Annotated in this window: 24 protein-coding genes, 1 pseudogene and 1 riboswitch; of the genes and pseudogenes, 15 read left to right on the top strand and 10 right to left on the bottom strand. The window is 40.0% G+C overall.

Annotation, left to right across the window (positions count from 1 at the left end; all coding sequences use genetic code 11):
• Position 1: 1 nt before the first annotated feature.
• Positions 2-1,561, bottom strand: coding sequence for an apolipoprotein N-acyltransferase (gene lnt, locus J671_RS07500; protein ID WP_002156963.1), 1,560 nt, complete (start codon positions 1,559-1,561; stop codon positions 2-4).
• Complete coding sequence (locus J671_RS07495) at positions 1,558-2,397, bottom strand: HlyC/CorC family transporter (RefSeq protein WP_004883488.1); 840 nt, start codon at positions 2,395-2,397, stop codon at positions 1,558-1,560. The genes lnt and J671_RS07495 overlap by 4 nt, the downstream gene beginning before the upstream one ends.
• Positions 2,398-2,581: 184 nt before the next feature.
• Here J671_RS07495 and tusA point away from each other — a divergent pair, with 184 nt between their 5' ends.
• Together tusA and J671_RS26055 are read left to right on the top strand one after the other, a co-directional pair.
• Positions 2,582-2,839: a sulfurtransferase TusA gene (gene tusA, locus J671_RS07490; protein ID WP_002053527.1), complete on the top strand. Its 258-nt coding sequence runs from the start codon at positions 2,582-2,584 to the stop codon at positions 2,837-2,839.
• A 132-nt stretch (positions 2,840-2,971) separates the two neighbouring features.
• Positions 2,972-3,352: a hypothetical protein gene (locus J671_RS26055; protein ID WP_004710769.1), complete on the top strand. Its 381-nt coding sequence runs from the start codon at positions 2,972-2,974 to the stop codon at positions 3,350-3,352.
• Between the two features lie 43 nt (positions 3,353-3,395).
• On the opposite strand, the gene J671_RS07485 is transcribed toward J671_RS26055, so the two are convergent.
• A complete protein-coding gene (locus J671_RS07485) occupies positions 3,396-5,108 on the bottom strand; it encodes an electron transfer flavoprotein-ubiquinone oxidoreductase (RefSeq protein ID WP_002053275.1) in 1,713 nt (570 codons plus the stop codon).
• A 184-nt stretch (positions 5,109-5,292) separates the two neighbouring features.
• Between J671_RS07485 and J671_RS07480 the strand changes: the two genes are divergently transcribed.
• The 5 genes and pseudogenes from J671_RS07480 to J671_RS07465 all read left to right on the top strand — a co-directional run bounded on the left by J671_RS07480 (position 5,293) and on the right by J671_RS07465 (position 9,701).
• Complete coding sequence (locus J671_RS07480) at positions 5,293-5,904, top strand: DUF1285 domain-containing protein (RefSeq protein WP_031981861.1); 612 nt, start codon at positions 5,293-5,295, stop codon at positions 5,902-5,904.
• A 48-nt stretch (positions 5,905-5,952) separates the two neighbouring features.
• The gene (murI, locus tag J671_RS07475; RefSeq protein WP_031959255.1) at positions 5,953-6,819 is read left to right on the top strand and encodes a glutamate racemase; all 867 of its coding nucleotides are present in this window, start codon (positions 5,953-5,955) and stop codon (positions 6,817-6,819) included.
• A gap of 119 nt (positions 6,820-6,938) precedes the next feature.
• Positions 6,939-7,943 (top strand): annotated as a pseudogene (locus tag J671_RS0104240) (DUF4062 domain-containing protein).
• Between the two features lie 73 nt (positions 7,944-8,016).
• Positions 8,017-9,033 (top strand): ferrochelatase, encoded by a 1,017-nt coding sequence (gene hemH, locus J671_RS07470; protein ID WP_031981860.1) that lies wholly within the window; start codon positions 8,017-8,019, stop codon positions 9,031-9,033.
• A gap of 23 nt (positions 9,034-9,056) precedes the next feature.
• Positions 9,057-9,701: an MBL fold metallo-hydrolase gene (locus J671_RS07465; protein WP_031981859.1), complete on the top strand. Its 645-nt coding sequence runs from the start codon at positions 9,057-9,059 to the stop codon at positions 9,699-9,701.
• Here J671_RS07465 and J671_RS07460 read toward each other — a convergent pair.
• Positions 9,698-9,892 carry a DNA gyrase inhibitor YacG gene (locus J671_RS07460; RefSeq protein ID WP_001138289.1) on the bottom strand — a complete coding sequence of 65 codons (195 nt, stop codon included), beginning with the start codon at positions 9,890-9,892 and terminating at the stop codon, positions 9,698-9,700. The genes J671_RS07465 and J671_RS07460 overlap by 4 nt on opposite strands.
• 87 nt (positions 9,893-9,979) lie before the next feature.
• On the opposite strand from J671_RS07460, the gene J671_RS07455 reads away from it, so the two are divergent.
• From J671_RS07455 to crcB, 4 genes are all read left to right on the top strand, one after another.
• Complete coding sequence (locus J671_RS07455; protein ID WP_081404840.1) at positions 9,980-10,618, top strand: SAM-dependent methyltransferase; 639 nt, start codon at positions 9,980-9,982, stop codon at positions 10,616-10,618.
• Positions 10,608-11,813, top strand: a complete 1,206-nt coding sequence (locus J671_RS07450; RefSeq protein WP_031981855.1) for a TIGR03862 family flavoprotein — start codon at positions 10,608-10,610, stop codon at positions 11,811-11,813. The genes J671_RS07455 and J671_RS07450 overlap by 11 nt, the downstream gene beginning before the upstream one ends.
• 77 nt (positions 11,814-11,890) lie before the next feature.
• Entirely contained in the window at positions 11,891-12,301 is a 411-nt protein-coding gene (locus J671_RS07445) for a GFA family protein (RefSeq protein ID WP_004883467.1), read from the top strand.
• 44 nt (positions 12,302-12,345) lie between these two features.
• Positions 12,346-12,412: riboswitch (Fluoride riboswitch) on the top strand.
• Positions 12,413-12,536: 124 nt separating this feature from the next.
• Positions 12,537-12,917, top strand: a complete 381-nt coding sequence (gene crcB / locus J671_RS07440) for a fluoride efflux transporter CrcB (protein WP_031981854.1) — start codon at positions 12,537-12,539, stop codon at positions 12,915-12,917.
• Between the two features lie 456 nt (positions 12,918-13,373).
• Here crcB and J671_RS07435 read toward each other — a convergent pair whose 3' ends face one another.
• From J671_RS07435 to J671_RS07425, 3 genes are all read right to left on the bottom strand, one after another.
• Positions 13,374-13,706 (bottom strand): HopJ type III effector protein, encoded by a 333-nt coding sequence (locus J671_RS07435; protein WP_002114866.1) that lies wholly within the window; start codon positions 13,704-13,706, stop codon positions 13,374-13,376.
• 253 nt (positions 13,707-13,959) lie between these two features.
• A complete protein-coding gene (locus J671_RS07430; protein WP_001224256.1) occupies positions 13,960-14,214 on the bottom strand; it encodes a type B 50S ribosomal protein L31 in 255 nt (84 codons plus the stop codon).
• A gap of 101 nt (positions 14,215-14,315) precedes the next feature.
• The gene (locus tag J671_RS07425) at positions 14,316-15,614 is read right to left on the bottom strand and encodes an ABC1 kinase family protein (RefSeq protein ID WP_002053487.1); all 1,299 of its coding nucleotides are present in this window, start codon (positions 15,612-15,614) and stop codon (positions 14,316-14,318) included.
• A gap of 257 nt (positions 15,615-15,871) precedes the next feature.
• Between J671_RS07425 and J671_RS07420 the strand changes: the two genes are divergently transcribed.
• Both J671_RS07420 and J671_RS07415 read left to right on the top strand, forming a co-directional pair.
• Entirely contained in the window at positions 15,872-17,119 is a 1,248-nt protein-coding gene (locus J671_RS07420; protein ID WP_002053477.1) for an SfnB family sulfur acquisition oxidoreductase, read from the top strand.
• A gap of 32 nt (positions 17,120-17,151) precedes the next feature.
• Complete coding sequence (locus J671_RS07415) at positions 17,152-18,402, top strand: acyl-CoA dehydrogenase family protein (RefSeq protein WP_002053386.1); 1,251 nt, start codon at positions 17,152-17,154, stop codon at positions 18,400-18,402.
• A gap of 33 nt (positions 18,403-18,435) precedes the next feature.
• Here the strand turns inward: J671_RS07415 and abeM are convergent, their stop codons facing one another.
• Entirely contained in the window at positions 18,436-19,782 is a 1,347-nt protein-coding gene (gene abeM, locus J671_RS07410) for a multidrug efflux MATE transporter AbeM (RefSeq protein ID WP_004710751.1), read from the bottom strand.
• Positions 19,783-19,814: 32 nt separating this feature from the next.
• Positions 19,815-20,276, bottom strand: coding sequence for a DMT family transporter (locus J671_RS07405; protein WP_001984522.1), 462 nt, complete (start codon positions 20,274-20,276; stop codon positions 19,815-19,817).
• A 117-nt stretch (positions 20,277-20,393) separates the two neighbouring features.
• On the opposite strand from J671_RS07405, the gene hemW reads away from it, so the two are divergent.
• Positions 20,394-21,548 carry a radical SAM family heme chaperone HemW gene (hemW, locus tag J671_RS07400; RefSeq protein WP_031981852.1) on the top strand — a complete coding sequence of 385 codons (1,155 nt, stop codon included), beginning with the start codon at positions 20,394-20,396 and terminating at the stop codon, positions 21,546-21,548.
• Positions 21,549-21,599: 51 nt separating this feature from the next.
• Here the strand turns inward: hemW and J671_RS07395 are convergent, their stop codons facing one another.
• Entirely contained in the window at positions 21,600-22,355 is a 756-nt protein-coding gene (locus J671_RS07395) for an SDR family oxidoreductase (protein WP_031981851.1), read from the bottom strand.
• Positions 22,356-22,467: 112 nt separating this feature from the next.
• Between J671_RS07395 and J671_RS07390 the strand changes: the two genes are divergently transcribed.
• Positions 22,468-22,815 (top strand): LysR family transcriptional regulator (locus J671_RS07390; protein WP_031981850.1); only part of this gene is annotated, 348 nt, incomplete at its 3' end.

The following is a 22,815-nucleotide window of genomic DNA, read 5'->3' as shown; positions in this document are numbered from 1 at the left end:
TTTAGCGACGTGATTTATAAGACACATCAACTTTACGCGGGCGATAGATCCAACCTAAAACCAGCAGTAATACCGCAAATCCTAAAATTGGATAATCACCTAAACGGTTATAGAGAGTTTGGCCTTGCATAGCCGGTAAATCACCTCTCAAGACAAACTCTTTATCAATCGGTGCTTGTTCAGTGATATGACCATTTTGATCAATAAATGCTGTTACACCTGTGTTGGTTGCACGAATAAACCAGCGACCATTTTCTTTCGCGCGCATTTGTACCATTTGTAAATGTTGCCATGGGCCAGCAGTACCCGTAAACCAAGCATCATTAGATACAGTCACCAAGAAGTCGCTATCTTCTGCATTACGTCGTGTCAGGTTTGGATATGCCACTTCATAACAAATTGCAGCAGCAAGCGCATGCCCTTTAATTAAGAGTGGTTTCTGGTTGCTCTCACCACGTGTAAAACCGCTCATGCTAATATCATTTTGCATGGCTGGTAACACCCAAGAGAGTAAACCTGAAAGCGGAATATATTCACCAAACGGCACAAGACGCTGCTTTTTATAAAGGCCGCTTGAATCGCTGCCAGACGCCATAATACTGTTGTAATACAGAGGACTGCCGACTTGATGTGATTTTGCAACATCCCAATAAGGAATACCGGTTACCCAAGCAGTATGGTTCTTTTTCGCTTGTGCATCCATGGCATCCAAAAACGGTTCAATATCGGTTTGGAAGAGTGGAATTGAAGACTCAGGCCATACAATGAGGTCACGGCCCCATTCAGATTGAGTTAAACCTGCATAAATTTCTAATGTTCTAACTTGATATTCAGTTAGCCATTTTAAATCTTGTGGAATGTTACCTTGAATAAGCGAAACGCTCAGTGGTTTAGCCGCTTTAGGTTGTACAAACTGAATATATGATGCTCCCCATGCACCTAAAACTAATAGGGCAGAAGGAATAACCCAGAAAATACGCTTACGCAGAACTTCAACTAAAGCACACGCCAATACAATTGCCACGAAAGAAATTGCATAAATACCAAATAGCGGTGCATAGCCATCGAGTAGGCGTTCGGTAAAAGCGTAACCTACAAATAGCCATGGGAAACCTGTAAACACCCAAGTTTTAGCCCACTCAAAAACAATCCAGAGAGGGGCGAAAGTCAGCGGTGTTTCAGGGAAGAAGCGTCGATAAACCCAAGTTTGGAATGCTGTAAATAACCCCATCACAAGAGCCATAACAGCAATCATACATACGCTTAAAAAGGCATTGGTATCGCCGTATACATGGATAGATGTATAGAGCCAGAAAGCCCCTACAAACCATAAACCAAAACCATAACTCCAACCAATCGCAAATGCTTGTTTGGCTGAGCGTTTATGTAATGTTGCATAGAGTAGGGCAGGAGACAAAATTGCCAGCCACCACCAATAATAAGGTGCCAGTGCAAAACTAAACACGGCACCTGAAAATAAAGCAATGAGCAATGGAAAAATTAATGGAAGCTGTTTTTGTTGTTGCGAAGAATCTAACAGCTTTTCAAAGTATGCTCTCATTGACGTACAGCTCGAATCAGATGAATAGTGCGGGCATCTGCTTCAACAATCGTAAATAACCACTTTCCAAGTTCAACAGTCTGACCTTGTAAATCACTGACTAAACCAATTTCTTGAAGCAATAAACCGCCGACAGTTTCTACTTCATCGTCAGAAAAATCAGCATCTAATACAGTGTTGAAGTGTTCAATTGGTGTAAGTGCCTGCACCATCCATGCATTCGCTACAGTGTGGTCACTATCTGGAACAATGTACTGTGCATCTTCATCAGCAGTATCATGTTCGTCTTCAATTTCACCCACGATCTCTTCAAGAATATCTTCAAGCGTAACAAGCCCTGCCGTTGAACCATATTCATCAATGACAATTGCAATATGGGTCTGGGTATGCTTAAGCATACGAAGAACTTGATCTGAACGTGCACTTTCAGGCACAAATAATGGCTGACGCATGAGCGAGCCAATATCTAATTTGGTATTTGGCTCAGTCAAAAATGGTAGTAAATCTTTTGCCAGTAAAATACCAACAACATTATCAGGTTGGTCAGCTGAGAAAACTGGAAAACGTGAGTGAGCAGACTCAACCAATACGTGAAGAATATCAAGTAACTGATCATCTTCTTGCATACTGATCATTGCTGTTCGTGGCGTCATGACTTCACGAATTTTTGTAGCAGGAAGGTCAAGAACACCTTCAAGCATGGCAACAGTATCAGGTTCTAAAAAACGACGTGAATTTTGGACTAGTTTTAATAATTCATCTCGGGTTTCGGGCGCTGTACCTAACCACTTTCGTAAGCCTCGCATTCCCCACGACGGACTCGGTTCCTCTTGCATGATCTTTCCTAAAGACTCAATGTATCAAATGAATACATTGATCATACCGAAGAAAAGGCCCTTATGCATCTATAAAACAAAGTAAAAGACAAAACACATATTGTTATGTAAACACCAGTTACAGTTCATAAGTCAGTGATCGGTTTATGCTAAAATGTGAAAATTCTATTTGTTCGAGTTAGTTATGTCAGAACAACCTATTTCACCTACTGTACAACTCAATACACGTGGTTTACGTTGTCCGGAACCTGTCATGATGTTGCATCAAGCCATTCGTAAATCTAAATCTGGAGACGTGGTTGAGGTCTTCGCAACAGACAATTCGACTTCGTGGGATATTCCTAAATTTTGTATGCATTTAGGTCATGAGTTGCTTTTGCAAGAAGAACGCTTAGATGAAAATGGTCATAAAGAATTTCATTACTTGGTGAAAAAGGGCTAATAGAATAAATAAGGCTTCTAATGAATAGTGTTGGGAGCCATTAAATATTTAATTTATTTTAAAATGATAATTTTTTACAAATAAGAATCATTATATAATCTATAAAATTAAGTATATAAATGACATATAAAAATGAAAGATTATTTTCTAAAACGAAGCTTATTTATTTTCCTTTGGTTCGCATGTCTTGCTGGTTTGTTAAGTATAAAAGTTTCTTGGTTAACTGAGACTATGGCTACAATAATTTTATTCACTTTTATAATTCTCGGTTCAATTATATTAGGTTATAGAAATACATCTTTTGCTCCAGAATCAAAAATTAATAATAGCCTCATCTTACATACAGGATTCATGGGATTTATGCTAATGATTGATTTATTGTTTGGAAAATCAGCTTGGTATATTGATCTAGCACGGAATTTTGGTTTTCTTAGCTTATTTTTATTAGGCACATTTATTTTCTATAAAAAGAATTTTAATCTAAAAGTATCAAAAATACCGCCTTTTCAATAAGTGGATACTAATAAAAAAGCCCCGATTATTCGGGGCTTTTTTATTACATATTAGGGTAATTCGGACCACCGCCGCCTTCAGGCGTTACCCATGTAATGTTTTGAGATGGGTCTTTAATATCACAAGTCTTACAGTGAACACAGTTTGCTGCGTTAATCTGGAAGCGTTTAGAACCATCATCATTTTCCATGATTTCATAAACACCAGCAGGGCAGTAGCGCTGAGCAGGCTCATCCCATTTTGGTAAGTTCACATTCACTGGAATTGAAGGATCAGTAAGCTTCAAGTGAGCTGGCTGATTTTCTTCATGTACAGTGTTTGAGATAAACACCGAAGACAAACGATCAAATGTAAGCTTGCCATCTGGTTTTGGATAGTTTGGCTTAAAGCTCGTTGCATCAACAGTTTTCAATGCAGCGAAGTCTTGTTTCAAATCATGCAAAGTGAATGGAACTTTAAAGACGTTCTGGTCGATAAAGTTAAATGCACCACCAATCCATTGACCAAATTTATGCATTGCTGGGCCAAAGTTACGAGAGTTATAAAGCTCTTCTTTTAACCAGCTGTTGTTAAATTTGTCAGTGTATGAAGTCAATTCTTTAACGAATAAATCTTCACCTTCAGTAACACGAGCAATCGCAAGGTCACCGCCTTTTTCTACACCAGCAGCAATCGCTTCAAATACAGCTTCACCACATAACATGCCTGATTTCATAGCAGTGTGTGAGCCTTTGATTTTTGCAAAGTTTAAGAAACCTGCGTCATCACCAATTAAGCAACCACCTGGGAAAGTTAATTTAGGCAATGAGTTGAAGCCGCCTTTCACTACAGCACGTGCGCCGTAAGAAATACGTTTACCACCTTCTAAGTATTGTTTAATGAGTGGATGAGTTTTCCAGCGCTGCATTTCCATAAATGGATACATGTGTGGATTTTCATAAGACAAGTCCACAATCATACCCAAAGTCACTTGGTTGTTTTCAGCGTGATACAACCACCAACCACCAGACGAACCAGTTTCAGATAATGGCCAACCAGCGCCGTGCATGACTAAGCCCGGCTTATGTTTTGCTGGGTCAATTTCCCAAAGTTCTTTAATCCCGATACCGTAGTGCTGAGGGTCAGCATCTTTATCAAGATTGTATTTTGCAATGAGGCGTTTACCTAAGTGACCACGGCAACCTTCGGCAAAGAGGGTGTATTTAGCGTGAAGCTCATAACCCGGAGTAAAGTTATGCGTTGGTTCGCCATCTTTACCAATACCCATGTCACCAGTTTGAATACCTTTTACAGTACCGTCTTCATGGTAAAGCACTTCAGATGCAGCAAAACCAGGGAAAATAGAAACTTCTAATTCTTCAGCTTTTTGACCTAACCAGCGAACAACGTTACCTAGCGAGATAACATAGTTACCGTCATTGTGCATGGTTTTTGGAACCATCCAGTGAGGTGCTTCTTTAGACGTAGTTTCTGAAAGCAAGAAGAAAGTTTTGTCTTCAGTTACAGGCACGTTAAGAGGCGCACCTTCTTCTTTCCAGTTTGGGAAAAGTTCATTAATAGCACGCGGTTCAAGTACAGCACCAGATAAGATATGCGCACCTACTTCAGAGCCTTTTTCAACTACACAAACTGAAAGATCGGGTAAGTTATTCTCAATCGCTAATTGACGGATCTTAATCGCAGCAGATAGACCTGCAGGTCCTGCACCTACGATGACAACGTCAAACTCCATCGATTCGCGTTCGATGTGTTCCATGTAGGACTCCTCAATACTTAAAGGTGGCAACCGTAATGTCAGATCATCCGGTGCTGCCGTGAGTTTTAATCCATAGGCGCAAATATGCTATTGTGCCTTTTATCGTTTTGGCTAGTATAGTTTTAAACCATGATCTAGCCAATTGGCTGAGTCGTCATATTTTCTCGTCAGCAAGGCATAAACTATGGTAAATCAAAATAATTCCCCATCGGATATGGGAAAAATACCGTTATCTGATGATAAAAACTTAATGAGCATTGCACAATACTTAAAAGGTGTACAGCAAAGTCACAAAAGGTCAATCCCACCTTTAGAGCAATGGCATCCAAAGCATTGCGGTAAAATGGATTTAACGGTTAAAGCCAATGGAGAATGGTGGCACGAAGGTCAATTAATCAAGCGCCAAGCTCTATTGGATTTGTTTACCAAAGTCCTATGGAAAGAAGAGGGTAAATTCTACCTGAAAACCCCTGTAGAACAAATTGAAATCGAAGTTGAAGATGAACCTTTATTGGTCAATCAGGTCGATCAGGTTGAAATTTCAGGTGATCAGTTTTTGCAACTGACTACCACCAATCAAGATGTGATTTTAGTTGATGCAGAACACCCGATTTTTATGCGCGAATATGCAGGAGAATTACGCCCATACGTGCATGTCCGATTTGGTATTAATGCGCTTATTCAACGTCAGGCTTTCTATCATCTCGTGAACTACGGAACATTGGTCGAAAATGATAAAGGCGAAACCATTTTGCAGTTAAAAAGTGGTAATTTGCACTTGCAATTAGGCACTTGAGGTTTAAGCTTTATAGAGTGAAATTTTCCGACACTCTCTAGTACTGCCATGACAGCCATACAGCCTTTATTTACCGAATTAGAATCTATGCCTAAAGCATCGGCAGATGCCCCAATTGGTATTTTTGATTCGGGAATTGGTGGAATGTCGGTTGCAGCAGAAATTGCCAGATATTTGCCAAACGAACATATTGTCTATTATGCCGATACAGCCTATGTTCCTTATGGCCCTCGTTCTGATGAAGAAATTAGAGAGCTTACCGCTCGCGCTGTCGACTGGTTATACCGCCAAGGTTGTAAAATTGCAGTCGTGGCATGTAATACTGCCTCAGCATTTAGTCTTGACCATTTACGTGAACATTATGGCGAGCACTTTCCCATTGTTGGTTTAGTACCGGCATTAAACCCTGCCGTATTACAAACCCGTTCTAAAGTAGTTGCAGTATTGGCAACGCCTGCTACTTTTCGTGGGCAACTTATTAAAGATGTCGTGGAAAAATTTGCTGTTCCAGCGGGTGTTAAAGTCATGACTTTAACCAATCTGGAGCTTGTTCCTTGTGTCGAAGCAGGCCAGCAAATGAGTCCTGTTTGTTTGAATGCATTAAAAGAGGTTTTACAGCCTGCAGCCGATCAAGGGGCTGACTATTTAGTGCTCGGTTGTACACATTATCCGTTCTTAAATGAAGCAATTCATCATCTTTTTGATAACCAATTCACACTGGTTGATTCGGGATTGGCAGTTGCCCGACAAACAGCCCGTATTTTAATAAAAAATGAGTTATTATGTGACCAAATACGTCAGAATGTTGCACGTATTGAATGTTATGTAAGTGGTAATAATGCCGAAGCATTGCAACCTGTTTTACAGAATATGATTCCACAAGAATTGACATGGACGCTACACAATCTGAGTTGAGCTCTGTTGTAGGCATTCAGAAGAAAGCGTTTTTTATATTTATTTTTCTTATTTGGGGCGGTTCATAATCTTGGCTTATTTGGGCCATATTAAGATTATGGGGCGATAAGGGTATTGTTATGCTCGATACACGCTATCAGATTTTTATTTCAACGTCAGGTCGCGAGATGCAACCTGAACGTATGGTTCTCTCTCAAACTTTAGTCAGTATGGGTTTTTTTGCTTGGGGTTTAGAGTATAGAAGTCCTTTAACTACAACACTTGCCCGTCGGCAAATTGATGAATCGGATTATATTGTTTTGTTGCTAGGTAGCCAGTATGGTGAACAATCTATTTCTGGTGCTAGTTACTTTGCTCTAGAGTATGAATACGCTTTAAGTCGAGCTAAACCGATTGTTGTATTTATGCATGAACAGCCGGAAAGCCGCGAGATGCATTTACAAGAGGCTCATCCACAGCTTAAAGAAAAATTTCTCGCATTTAGAAAAAAACTATTACATGAAGCTCACCACATATTTTACTTTAAAAGCCCTCGTGACTTAGAGTTAGCGGTCCGTTTAAATATGCCTCTAATAGTTGAACAGCATGTGGGGCAAGGCTGGGTACCTGCACACCAAGCACATCAATTAGAAGATGAAATTAATCGATTAAAAAGTAAAATTTCACAATTAGAGCAACAGTTAGTAGAGTCATCAACTCAAACCAATGAAGTGGCTCCACATGATGTTTTTGCGTTTGAATATCAGATTCAAGCTTTTCAAGATGGCAACTTTAGAGAGCTTAAGCGTTAGAGACAAATGACTTGGTCACAGCTCTTAAGTATATTGGCTAAACATTTTGAGACAGCCATGCCAGAAGAAAACTTTGGAACTTGTCTCAATGAATATCTCAATCATGCAGGACTAGAGGATGCCCGTCAGGAGTTGCCAAGAGCACATGCGGTGGCTGGCGCACAGATTAATCATAAGGCACTATTCCGTATTAAAAATCAGATGCAATCACAGGGTTGGATTGTTCCAACCAAGATTGATCAGCAGCATAGTTTATGGAAGGTGACGACAAAAGCGCAAAAGCTCTTGCTCAGTTATAAATGGAACCATCGGGTGACTCGATTAAAAGCTTAGAGCAATTCAATTTAGATATGACCATGAAAACTGTTACATTAGTGTCATAAGATGAACTGAAAGGCATTTGCGCATGTCGTTTGAACAAAAACCGAAAGTTACTGTCATTTTAGCGAATTTAGGCACACCGGATGAGGCAACTGTCCCAGCGGTGCGCCGTTTTTTAAAGCAGTTTTTATCTGATTCACGTGTGATTGAAATACCAAAATTCATCTGGTGGATTATCTTAAATCTGTTTGTTTTGCCTTTTCGCCCAAAAAGAGTAGCGCATGCCTATGCTTCGGTATGGTCTACCGATTCGCCCATGCGTGAAATTGTATTTGAGCAAACTCAACGTGTGCAGGCTTATTTAGAGCGTGAAAATAAACAGTTTGACTTAACTGTGTTGCCCGCCATGACTTATGGTAATCCGGGTATTGATGCAGTTTTAGAAAAGTTGGCAGCTCATCCACAAGAGCATGTCATTTTATTGCCTTTATTTCCTCAGTATTCTGCCACATCGACAGCACCGTTATATGACGCATTTGCTAAGTGGATTCCTACTCAGCGCAATTTGCCGGGTTTGACCATTATTAAAGACTACTATCAGCACCCAATGTTTATTCAAGCACTGGCAGAAAGTGTTTTAGCTTATCAAGCACAGCATGGTAAGCCTGAAAAACTATTGATGTCATTTCATGGTATTCCACAGCCTTATGCAGACAAAGGTGATCCTTATGCAGACCGTTGTCGCATTACTGCAAAGTTAGTCGCTGAAGCTTTGCATTTAAAAGATGATGAATGGGCAATTAGCTTCCAATCACGTTTTGGAAAACAAGAATGGGTGAAACCTTATACCGACCAGCTTTTACAAGATTGGGCAAAGCAAGGTGTTAAGTCAGTTCAGGTTTTAAGTCCTGCTTTTTCTGCTGACTGTTTAGAAACGCTTGAAGAGCTCGCTATACAAAACGCTGAGTTGTTTCAAGAGGCAGGTGGCGGAAGCTATGCTTACATTCCTGCTTTAAATAGCGATCAAGCTCATATTAATTTGCTTGCAGGTTTAGTTCAGGCTAATCTTGATGCCCTTACCCATACCTTAGCCCACCGTTAATTGCGTTTTAGCCAGAGGTTCTTATGCTGCAAGTCAAAATTGTTCCAGTTACTGCTTTTGCTCAAAATTGTTCTTTAGTTTGGGACAGTGAAACAAAAGAAGCAGTTTTGATTGATGCAGGCGGTGACGCTGCTGTTTTAAAGAAAGAAGTAGAAGCTTTAGGTTTAAAAGTAAAGGCGCTATGGCTCACTCATGGGCATTTAGATCACGCAGGGGCAGTGGGTGAACTCGCAAAAGAGTGGAGTGTTCCTGTTGTTGGTCCGCATAAAGAAGATCAGTTTTGGCTAGATATGATTCAGGAAGTTTCGGCACGTTATGGTTTTCCAATCCCACAGCCTGTAAAAGTCGATCAATGGCTTGAAGGCGGTGAAGTGCTAAAACTCGGTGAAGATGAGTTTGAAGTGCGTTTTGCACCAGGACATACACCAGGTCACGTCATGTTCTATAACAAGAATCATGGTTTACTCTGGACTGGCGATGTCCTGTTTAAAGGCTCAATAGGCAGAACAGACTTTCCACGTGGTAACCATGAGCAACTCATTGAATCGATTCAACGTGAATGCTTTAGCTTGCCAGATCAAACCCAATTTATTTCAGGTCATGGTCCAATGAGTACCATTGGCTATGAAAAACAATTTAACCCTTTTGTCGCAGGTAAAGCGGGTTAATCTTCATAATCATCTTCATGCTGACTACCCTTGTCTTGCTGAGGAGCATCTTGGGTAGGCAGTCTATATTCATCGTTTGCCCAAGCGCCTAAATCAATGAGTTTACAACGTTCAGAACAAAACGGACGAAATTCATTGCCTTCCCAAACACTTGGTTCACCACAACGTGGGCAGGGGAATGTACGTGGCATAAAGCGATATCCTCAAAGTGAAGAGAAATAGATTAGGCAAAAGTCAGGTGACTTGTTAGACTTGTGCCGATTTTTATTTAGTTTGATGTGATTATGCAGATTCGTCAATTTCAAGCACAACGTATGCAAGCGCCTCGTGATTTTACCCCAATTGAAAATACTCCGATTTGTGTAGAAATTGGGGCAGGCAAAGGTAAACATGCTTTGCTATTTAGTGGGCAAAATCCTCAGCACACGTTATATGCAATTGAACGAACTAGAGAAAAATTCTTAGCCATGCAAAAGCAGCATGGTTTGGAACCAAGAGACAACTTGGTACCTGTACATGCAGATGCTTTACCTTGGGTTGTACATGCTTTATACCCTGCTCAAGTTGAACATTTTTTTATTCTATATCCCAACCCAGAACCTCATAATCCAGCACAACGCTGGTTGAACATGCCATTTTTTGAGTTTTTATTATCACGCCTGAAAACAGGTGGAACTATTACTTTAGCAAGTAATATTCCTGAATATATTGAAGAAGCTGAACAACAGTTATTAAACGTGTGGAAGCTGCCTTACCAAAAAGAAAAAATTGCGCAAACCTCTGCACGCACTCATTTTGAAATTAAATATTTAGAGCGTGGCGAGCCTTGTCAACAGCTCATTATGACCAAGCCGGAAGGTTATCAAACTCGATTTGATGAGTTTACGCCAATGCAAGGGCAAACACATGGCGAATAAGCGGATTGCCATTATTGGTGCGGGTCCGGCTGGTTTAATGGCAGCTGAGGGACTGAGTCAGTATGCTTATGAAATTGATGTGTTTGAGCAAAAACCTTCGGCTGCGCGTAAGTTTTTGATGGCAGGCAAAACGGGCTTAAATATTTCGCATGCTGAACCATTAGCCCAGTTCATTGAACGTTATGATCATGCAGAATGGCTCAAGCCGTGGGTTGAAAAATGGGATGCAGTCTGGATTCAGAACTGGATGAAAAGTCTGGGAATAGACTCGTATGTAGGTAGTTCCGGTCGTATTTTCCCTGTTGAAATGAAAGCGGCTCCTTTACTTCGTGCTTGGTTAAAACGTTTAGCAGAACAGCAAGTTAAATTCTTTTATCGTCATCGTTGTATTAATTTGCAAGGTACAAAAGTGACTTTAGAAAACCAAAATAATCAAAGCACTGAAACTTTTACCCAACAATATGATGCAGTGGTATTAGCATGCGGGGCGGTGTCTTGGTCTCAATTGGGTAGTGATGGCGCTTGGCAAAAATGGATGGATCAATCCAGTATCGAACCTTTTCAAGCGAGTAACGCAGGGGTATTGCACACTTGGTCAGCTTTTATGGAAAGTTGTTTTGGGGAACCTTTAAAACGTATCAATGCGTGGGTTGAAGCTAACCAATTTACTCATGGTGATATTGTGATTACTCACTACGGTTTAGAAAGTGGTGTCATTTATAAACTTGGACGAGCTTTAAGAGAACAACAAAAACAAGGAAAAAGTTTAAATCTATTTTTAGATTTATTGCCTGATGTAGAGCTTACACAGTTAGTTAAAAAGTTACAGGCTAGCAAAAAACAATCGCTTACTAATATCTGGCGTAAAGCAGGCTTAGACACGGCCAAAATTAACTTAATTAGAGAAGTGGTTGATAAAACGCTATGGAATCAACCAGAGACTATGGCTCAGCAAATTAAAGCACTTCAAATTAAGTTAGATGGTTTTAGACCGATTGAAGAAGCAATTAGTTGTGCTGGTGGTATCAAGCAAGATGCATTAACTGAAAGCTTAGAGCTTAAGCAAACCTCAGGTGTTTTTTGCTGTGGCGAAATGCTGGATTGGGATGCTCCTACAGGCGGATATTTGCTTACAGCATGTTTTGCTACGGGCCGAGCAGCTGGTGAAGGTGTGCATTCATTTTTAGAAAAATAACAGCGAATTTGGTGCTATGTTTGATATGTGAAAAGTGTTATTTTTGAGCGATCAATAATAATAGGATTTATGAGAACATGTCTCAGACATCACCAGTTTATCAAGGAAGTTGTTTATGTCAGGGTATCCGCTATGAAATTAAAGGCGGTATCGGAGATATTATTCAGTGTCATTGCCAACGCTGTCGGAAAGCCAATGGAACAGCATTTGCAACGAATGCTCCTGTCAACAGTGCAGATTTTAAAATTACACAAGGTGAAGACCTCGTCAAAAAATTTGCTGTGAACGGTGTGTACCGTTGGTTTTGTAGTGAATGTGGTTCACCGCTTATTAGCTCGCGTGATGCCCAACCTGAACTGTATCGTTTAAGAATTGGGACACTAGATACACCATTAGACCAAAAGCCGACAATGCATATTTTTGCTGCTTCAAAAGCAGAGTGGGAAAGCATTTGTGACGATTTACCGCAATACGATGAACGTCCATGATTTAAAAAGTATGTTTTAATCAACTTTTAGATGATTTAATATACTTAAAACAGGGAGATGGCATTCCTCTCTTGAAAAACCGCCGTATTGGCTAATGATGCCTACGTTACCCTCATGTATTTATATCGCTGGGTACGTAGGTTATTGCGTACTCTGCTTATTTTTGGAGTACGCCATGTCATATTTTCCTTCATTATTTTTTGCTCTTTTAGCATCTCACTAAAGGGGTGGTTCTATGTATTATCCTTTACTTTCAATTGCTTTAGGCTCAGTTCTGGGGGCGTGGTTGCGTTGGTTTTTAGGTTTAAAACTCAACCCAATTTATCCGCAAATTCCACTGGGTACTGTTACTGTTAATTTGGTCGGTGGTTGTATTATTGGTTTTGCGATGGCTTATTTTGCTCATAGTGATTTGAGTCCGAACTATAAACTTTTTGTGATTACCGGTTTTTGTGGTGCTTTAACTACATTCTCAACTTTCTCAATTGAGATCGTCACCTTATTGCAAAGTGGTAAGTGGGGAATGGCGATGTTGGCTATTTCTATTCATTTAATTGGGTCTTTAATTTTTACGTGTTTGGGATTGGCGACTTATTATTGGGTAGCGGGACATTGAGTATTTGTTCTGGCTGAAATGTTTACTGCGGAGTCTTTTCAATAAAGTTTTATGTCTGGATTAGCCGTCGGCTCGACCTACTTTTATTTCGGCAAAAGTAGGCAAAACCATTTTCATCAACAGAACCTGTTATCTGTTTACAATTATCCAATATGTCGCAGAAACATTATATTGCTGATTTGAGTCAGGCTGTTGATGATTTTCCGAGTATCCAATGTAAGAGATTAATCAAATAGTTTAATTAATAATTAGTCATTTACTATCGTGACAGACGGCAGGGATTCCGTCGTTTCGCTGTGCTACAGGGAGGTAGCATCAGCGTAACAAAGGATTTTTGTTACTTTTCATCCTTGAAAAGTAAGGTTAGCCTATACAATCCATCATTTGGATATCACTTCCATTTAAGGCAGTGCTCATAATAAAAATTAAGACGTTTCTATTATTTATTTAAATCTATTATTTTTCAGTTAAAGCCTGACCTTCAAACTTCACCCCATCCCAACCATTTTGCATAAACTGACGAATATTTTGGTGGTCAGTTCCCTCTGGGGTAGCCAATACAGATGCATAGTGCTCTGCAAATAAACTTAAAGTTTGTGCTTGGTCTAAACCTTGTAACTTGGCAAAAGAGAAAACTTTTGCACTGCCTTGATTTTCAGTCGCAGCGTTATGCTGTGCGCCATTTTGAAAAGCTGTTGGAGTATGTTGGTAACGTGCTTCAATATGAGCTAAAACATCTGAAAATTTTGCTGTGCCTGCTTGTAATTGGGCAAGTAACTCTTGTGCCATAATCTTAAACTTCCTATCAAATGGGGCTTAAGCATAGCATTGAATACACGTTTTGAAAGCTTGAGAGCTATAAAAAATGATGGGTTGTTGAAAATAATAAGAAGCGTTTTTAGCCAAATTGTGGATAAGTTTTGGTTTATACACACCTTAAAAAATCATTGAAAAAATGTACATAAAAAAAGAAGCCTAAGTGGAGGAGATGAGTCTTAGGCTTCCAATGATTTTAGTGTATTGGTCAAAACTTAACGTAAGATTAACTCTTACGATTGAAGCGAGCAAAGCGTTTGTTAAAGCTTGCAACACGGCCTTCATTACTTGCTTGACGTACTTCACCTGTATAGAACGGATGTGAAGCACTTGAAATATCAAGAGTCACATAAGGATAGACTTGTCCTTGATATTCCTTAGTTTGTTTAGTTTGAATGGTACTACCAATTAAAAAGTACACGTCTGCATTGGTGTCATGAAATAACACTTGTTGATAAGCAGGATGAATATCTTTACGCATGAGAGATTGTCCTAAATTATTTTTGATTAAAGAAATGTTATAACATAACAATAAATAAGTCAATGTAACCTCCGAAAGGTTACATTGATCAGTTCATTGAATTAGTTAGAAGGCGGAACAAGTTCTTCAAATAAATCATTCAGGTTGTCATGTACTTTTAAGTGAATGAGGTTCCAGTAGTGTCCTGAAATGGTTCTATTAACCATTAATGTATCTGGTGAAGGTTTAAAGACATCCCAATATTTTAAAGACTTTTTCACGAGTAACATGCCATCATGATGGGATGAATTCTCTGCAAAATCATAGGTTGTGGTAAGCGGACGCAACAACACTTCAATCCAGAGTTTATAAAGATCGCTCGGGAATTTACCTTTTTCGGTCAAAGAGTGCAGAGCAAGTAATTCGGTTTCAATAAGATCAATATCTTCATGACGAGCTGCATTCACCAGTCGTTTGAAACTGTAAACAATTTCATTGGAAAGTGTTTTAACACTGCCATAGTCATAAATAATGACACTGCCATCTTGGCGGAAGGCAAAGTTACCCGGATGTGGGTCACAGTGAAAACGTTTTAAAAAGAACATTTCCTGACCTAAAGCGCGGATTAAACGTCGGCCAATTGTATTTCGAATTTCGATAGGCCAAGAACTAGCAGTTTCAATGCTGTCACCTTGTTCAAGGCTTAAGGTCAAAATACGTCTTGAAGAGTAATCTTTATAAACAGTCGGTATGATGATTTTGTCATCTAACTTGCTATGAAAAGTTTTAAAGACTTCAAGATTTTGAGCTTCGATTTCATAGTTAAGCTCTGCTGATAGACTATCTTGAATCTCTGCAAAAAGCTGATCTTGCAGTTTTTTATCAATCTTAAGTACACCCATTAAGCGTAGTGCTAAACGTACTTGTTTTAAGTCACTTTCGCAGGCTTCATCAACACCGGGATATTGAACCTTAACCACAACTTGTTCACCATTTGGCAAAACTGCTTTGTGAACTTGTCCAATCGAGGCAGCAGCAAAAGGCTGTTCATCAAAAGATTTAAAGGCAGCGTTGAGCGGTTTTCCAAGCTCACGTTCAACTTGTTGTTGAATTGCTGCAAAAGGCATGGCTGGAGCTTGGCGTTGTAGTTTTGATATTGCTTTAGCAACTTCTGGTGGGAAGATATCTTTATACTGCGATGCAATTTGCCCAACTTTCATGACAGCACCTTTCATTTCGCCTAAGGTGTCTGCAATCTGTAGACCGATATCTTGAAACAATTTAGTTTTTGCAGCCAGTTTCTGTTCTTCATCCGCAGTCAGGTTTCGAATCGAGTTAGAAACGGTTTTTGTTGCAATGCTCGCGGTCATTCCTGCAAGTTTCATAAATCGTTTGCCAGGTGAACTTGCATTCTTTGCCATATCTTCGATACCTCGTTGACTACAACATAATATTGTCTAGTTTTGATCATAGGTGACAAAACTTAAAAAGCCTATATGAAATTGTTTATCGCATGTAAGAAAATTTTCGAAAAACAAAACGTTATTTTTAAAGTAAAAAATGTGAAAAGCTTTTCAAAATTCATTTCATAAACAAAGCTTTAATATCTATAAAGTCGCTGTTTTTTTAGTGCTAAGGTGAAGGACATGTTAAATAAGAAATAGAGACAATAAAAGTTATGACCAGTCTAAATTCGTCCTATGGGCGCTCTCAAGCGGTTCCTTTATCTGTATTCGAGCAGTCGAAAGATGCACATATTATTCGTTCTGATGAAGAAGCAATTGAGATTGCCAAGCAACTTGCTCAAGAGTTTGCCCAAGAAGCATCAGATCGTGATAGAGAACGCCGTTTACCCTTAAATGAAATTCAGCAGTTCTCACAAAGCGGCCTGTGGGCCATTACAGTACCTAAGCAATTTGGTGGCGCACAAGTCAAGTATCGAACTTTAGCAGAAGTGATCAAAACAATTGCAAGTGTCGATCCTTCCCTTGCTCAGTTGCCTCAAAATCACTTGGCTTTTATTGAACATTTAAGACTAGATGCGAAACCTGAACAGCAACAGTTCTTCTTTAATTTGGTGCTAAGAGGAATTCGTTTTGGCAATGCATTTTCGGAAAAACACAGTAAGACAGTCGCGGACCTCACGACTAAACTTGAAAAGACCGAACATGGTTATGAAATTAATGGCAAAAAATTCTTTGCAACGGGTGCTTTGCTTGCCCACTGGATTCCAATTGTTGCTGTAAATGAACAGGGGCAACCTTATGCTGCACTGGTGCCACGTGAAACATCTGGGGTCAATATTATTAATGACTGGTCTGGTTTTGGACAACGTACCACGGCTAGCGGTACGGTAGAGCTGAATCAGGTGCCAGTACGTGAAGAATATCTAGTTCCGATTTACCAAGCATTTGAACGCCCAACACCAGCAGGTGCTATTTCTCAGTTTATTCAGGCTGCAGTCGATGCAGGTATTGCGCGTGGTGCAATTGAAGAAACGATTCAATACGTCAAAAATCACAGCCGTGCATGGATTGATTCAGGTCTGGAAAAAGCCAGTGATGACCCTTACACCATTGCAAATATTGGTGACTTAAAAATCAAACTGCGTGCAGCAGAAGCGGTCCTTGACTTGGCTGGAGATGCAATTGATCAGGCGATTGCTGACACCACCGAAGAACATGTAAACCAAGCAACACTATTGGTTGCCGAGGCAAAAGTACTCACCACAGAAATTGCTATTTTGGCTGCCAATAAACTTTTTGAGTTATCGGGTACGCGTTCTACTTTATCTGAACTCAACCTTGACCGTCACTGGCGCAATGCCCGTACCCATACCTTGCATGACCCTGTGCGTTGGAAATATCACATTGTCGGTAACTACTACCTCAATGGAGTTCAACCACCTCGTCATGCATGGAGTTAAATTGAAGAAAAAACAAAATTAGGAGAATAACGATGACAACAGCTCAAATTGAATTAGAAGAACTATCGGTAGGCGCGGATTATGAAAAGGTTGCAAACAGATTTCGTCCTATTTTTGAGAAAATTGCGCAAGGTGCAATTCAACGGGAAAAAGAGCGAATCTTACCTTTTGAACCGATTCAGTGGTTAAAAGAAGCTAAGTTGGGTGCTGTACGAGTACCCCGTAAATATGGTGGAGATGGGGTTTCATTACCTCAACTGTTCCAGCTTTTAGCAGAGTTAGCAGAAGCTGATTCCAATATTGTACAAGCTTTACGTGGTCATTTTGCATTTGTTGAAGACCGCTTGGTTGCTCATAAAGAGCATTCGCAAGAAGTCTGGTTTCAGCGTTTTATACAAGGCGATTTAGTCGGAAATGCATGGACAGAAGTTGGAAATGTACAGATTGGTGATGTCGTTACACGTGTCACCAAAGACGCTTCGGGTAACTTGGTGGTAAATGGTGAAAAGTACTATTCAACTGGCAGTATCTTTGCAGACTGGATTGATTTATTTGCTTACGATGAGGTAAATGACCGTCATGTGATTGCTGCTATTTACCGTCATGAAACAGGTGTAAGTGTGCTTGATGATTGGGATGGCTTTGGTCAAAAGACAACCGGCAGTGGTACTTTAAAAGTACATCAAGTTCATTTGCCAGCTTCAAACCTCATTCCATTTGACCAACGTTTTAAGTATCAAACCGCTTTTTATCAGGTGGTGCATCTTGCAACATTAACAGGTATTGCGCGCGCTGCAGTCGAGACGTTCAGTCAGGAAATTCGTGAACGCAAACGTATTTTTAGTCATGGTAATGGTGACTTGGTTCGTCACGACCCACAAGTTTTACAAGTGGTCGGTAAGGCCTCAGCTCAAGCTTATGCAAGTGAAGCAATCACCTTGAAAACGGCCGAGGCATTACAAAAGGCTTATGAAAGCCATTTTGCCGAGTCTGAAGTGAAAGAGCATCAGTTTAATGTAGATGCCGAGCTTGAGTCGGCACAAGGGCAGGTCGTGATTTCCAATTTAGTGCTTGATTTAACAAGTCAGTTATTTAATGCATTAGGTGCATCAGCAAGTAGCCAAGCGAAACAACTTGATCGTTTCTGGCGTAATGCGCGTACTGTGTCTTCACATAATCCGCTTATTTATAAAGAAAAAGTGATTGGAGATTGGGAAGTAAACCGTACGGATTTACCTTTTGTCTGGCAAATTGGAGCAAGCCCGCGGGCAAAGTCTGCATAAAATAAAAAAGCCGATATTTCATCGGCTTTTTTATTAGGTTTGACTTAGGCGCTTTGTATTTAGGTAGAGCCGTGAGAGCAGTAAAACACAGGCGATACTTAAACCAATAATTAAACCAAGCCATACGCCAGCTACGCCCCAATGGGTATAACGTGCCAAATAAAGCCCGATTGGGAAAGCGATCACCCAATAAGCCATTAGGGTAATCCACATTGGTGCTTGAGTGTCTTGCATACCTCTTAAACAGCCGGCAGCGCTGACTTGTAGAGCATCCATCAACTGATACCCCATTGCAAACCAGAGTAAATACATGGCAACAGGTACAACGTCTATATCTTGAGTATAAACCGAGACAATTTGTTCACGGCCTAAGGCAATAAACGACATGGTCAATAGAGCAAAAAATACTGCTGTGCTTAGACCAATCTTTTGTACTTGGTACATGGAAGCCCAGTTCTTTTCACCATAATACGTCCCCACGCGAATGGTTAAGGCAATTGCAAGTGATAGCGGAATCATAAACAACACAGAAGTAACTGAAATAGCCACTTGGTGTGCAGCAATAAACACTTCACCTAATGGGCTAAGGACTAATGCACCTGTACTAAAAATACTCACTTCAAAGAACACTGCTAAACCAATTGGCAAGCCAAGCTTTAAAATTCTTTTAACCCAAGTCAGGTTAATTTTGTCAAATCTACTAAAAATAGAGGTATTTCGATAAGCAGAAGCTTTATAGATATAGCCTGCTAAAGTGATCAGCATCAGCCATTGTAAAATGGAGGTTGCAAAGCCACAGCCTGCACTACCTAAGGCTGGAATTGGTCCTAAGCCATGCATAAAAATCATGTTAAGCGGGATTAAAACCACTAAGGCCAATAAGCTAATCGCGGTTACAGGACGTGGGTGGCCTAAAGCTTCTGAATAGCCACGTAGCGCTGCGTACATAGTTACAGCAGGCATACCCAAACCAATAGCATGCAAGAATAAACTTGCTTTAGGTCTTAAGCTTTCTGGAACACCGAATACGTGTAAGAAAAAAGGCATAAGCTGCAAAATGAGCATAGCCATTACACCTAAAATGATGGCAACCCATAATGACTGACGAACAATCACAGGAATTTGTTCTGTATTTCTAGCGCCTTTTGCCTCTGCAACTAACGGCGTAGTTGCAATCATGATGCCGCTAAACAGAAGCATAATGGGAACCCATAACCCTACACCTACCGCAATAGCGGCTAAGTCTGCGGCAGATAAATGCCCAGCCATAATGGTATCAATTAACCCGAACCCTGCTTGAGCAAACTGCGTAATTAAAATAGGTAACATTAAATGGAAGAGTTGTTTTAATTCAGCCCGAAACGACGTGACATTCGACACAAAAGGTACTCTTTATAAATATAAAAATGAAACTAGCGCTGCAAGGTGAGTAACACACCAACAAAGATGACCACTCCACCAAGAAACCGTTGCCATGTAACAGGTGTCTTTTCGGTGCCTAACCAGCCAAAATGATCAAGTAACATAGAAATGACCAATTGTCCAAAAACGACTAACCCTGTAAAGGTTAAAAAACCAAGCTTAGGTGCAGTATAAATGCTCATGCTAATTGCATAAACCCCAAGAAATCCTCCGGTCCAAAGAAGCCAAGGAATATTAGATATTTCACTTAAAGAGGGTTTTTCAGCACTTTGGAAGAACACCATAATGGCCAAGACAATAGTGCCTATGAAAAATGATAACAATGCCGCTTGTAATGGTGAGTGTAATTGCTCACGAAGCTGAGCATTGATTGCAGTCTGAAAAGCCATGGCAACACCGATTCCCATAGCTAAGGGTAAGATCAGGAAAAGTTGACTAGAGAATTTCATCATTTTTATCAATATTTAAGTATGTTTAAAAACAGTCTAAAGCAATTAAGGTATGTTTTCATAAGCCCATTGATGCAGTCATGTTAAAATAGAAATATTGTGTAAATTGGACCTTGTTCCTTGGCTGTATTAAACCCTGCTTCTGTTCCGTTATCTTTATATATCCACATGCCTTGGTGCGTGCGTAAATGTCCATATTGTGACTTTAACTCGCATGCGGTGCCTGATGGTGCGCTTTCGTCAGAACTCGAGCAAATCTATTTAAAAGCCTTAGTGGCCGACTTTGAAACTCAAGTTGAGATGGCCCAAGGGCGTTCAATTCACAGTGTATTTATTGGAGGGGGAACGCCTTCACTCATTTCTGCTAAAGGTTATGCATGGCTGTTTGAGCAGCTTAAGTCATTACTTAACTTTGAAGATGACTGTGAAATTACTTTAGAAGCTAATCCGGGAACACTAGAACATGACCCGTTTGCAGGCTATTTAGAGGCGGGTATTAACCGGTTGTCGATTGGTGTACAGACTTTTAATACAGATCACTTGCAAAAGCTTGGACGTATTCATTCAGCAAATAATGCTATGGATGCAATAGAGCAAGCAAGACAAGCAGGCTTTAACCGAGTTAATGTCGATTTAATGCATGGACTGCCTGAACAAACACTAGAGCAAGCACTTTATGATTTAAAGATGGCTGTAGAGCACGGTGCTACACATATCAGTTGGTATCAGCTTACTATTGAGCCAAATACCGTGTTTTTCCGAACGCAGCCTGTTCTACCTCAAGATGAAGTGTTAGAAGATATTCAAGAGCAAGGCGAAGCATATCTAAAAGCAAATGGCTTTATCAATTATGAAGTGTCAGCTTGGCGTAAAGAGGAGCCTTCTGCTCATAATTTAAATTACTGGGAGTTTGGTGATTATCTTGCAATTGGTGCAGGTGCACATGGCAAAGTAACACAGCCAGATGGCGTCTATCGTTTCCAAAAGACTCGTTTGCCGAAAGACTATTTAGCTAAAGTTCCAGCAGAACATTTGCAAATGAAAAAGATTGAAGCAGATGAACTACCTTTTGAATTTATGATGAATGCTTTACGCTTAAATGATGGGGTAAAAGCCGATTTATATAAACAGCGTACAGGCTTAAGTTTAGATGATTTAAATGATGTGCTTACTTCATTACGGGCAAGGAAACTTCTGGTAGAGGACAGCACTCGTTTGGCCTGTACAGAGCAAGGGCATATTTTCTTAAATTCGGTACTGGAAGAGTTTTTATAATTAAATAGTCCTAAAGAAAAAGCCGCACGATGAGATGCGGCTTTTTTAATTTTAGCGAGTGGTATAACCACCATTTGCGAAAATTGTCTGGCCCGTAATCCACCAACCATCAGTGACTAAAAAGCGAACGAGAGGCTCAATATCTTCAATTTTAGTAAGTCCACCTAAAGCTGAAGCTGATTTATGATAAGCGACTGCTTCAGCAGACTCTTGGCCATAAAAGAAGGGTGTGTCCATTGGACCTGGTGCAACAGCAGTCACAGAAATTTGGCGATCACCAAATTCTTTCGATGCAGCGCGGGTGTAATGCTCAACAGGTGCTTTTAAACCTTCATAGGTTGAATAGAACCCAGTATAGGCTGCAAGAAGAGAAGTCACGATTGAACAAATCTTGCCGCCATCATTTAAATGACGCCCCGCCGATTGAATAAAGAAATAGGCAATTTTTGAGTTGATATCACTCATGCTATCAAACTCTTGTTCTGTCGTTTCTAAAAATGACTTCTTTAAGACCTTTCCAACTGTATTAATCGCAATATCTATTCCACCAAAATGCTGCTTAGTGTCTAAGAATAGCTTCTCGATGTTATCGATATCTGTTAGATCTGACTGAATTAGAATTGCATCTGCACCCAAGGCTTTTACGTCTGCGAGTGTTTGCTCGGCATCTACTTGAGTTTCTGAACTATTATAGTGAATTGCGAGTTTTGCTCCTTGTTCTGCAAATTTTCGGCTAATGAGTCCGCCGAGGTTTTTAGCACCGCCAGTAATCAATACAACTTTATCTTTGAGGCTATGAGTTGTCATGATGATTGTTCCTATGATGACTTGTTTTAATGTATTTTTAGTCTAGATTGGCGGTAATTTTTGATCAATTGTGTTAGTTTGGTTTAACTATTCAGAAAAAACGAACAATTAAATGGATCGTTTACAGCAATTTTTTATTTTTACAGAAGTCGCTAAACGACAAAGCTTTAGTGAGGTTGCACATCGACTCGATTTACCGCGCTCAACAGTAACGAGTGCTATTCAACAGCTTGAGACTCACTATGGCGTACGCTTATTTCATCGAACTACACGTAAAGTCAGTCTTACGCAAGATGGACAGCGAATATTGCCAGAATGCCAAAATCTTTTATTGGACTATGAACAATTAGAACAACTCATTCAGACCCAAAAACAGCATTACCGAGGTACATTAAAAATTTCGATGCCCAGTCGGATTGTGCATCAAGTAATTATTCCTGAACTGTCAGATTTTTATCAT

Origin of the sequence: Acinetobacter sp. 1130196 (assembly GCF_000588095.1) — a bacterium.
Lineage (GTDB): Bacteria > Pseudomonadota > Gammaproteobacteria > Pseudomonadales > Moraxellaceae > Acinetobacter > Acinetobacter nosocomialis.
The sequence above is the reverse complement of the archived record's forward strand: the minus strand, read 5'-3'. Positions and strand labels throughout refer to the sequence as shown.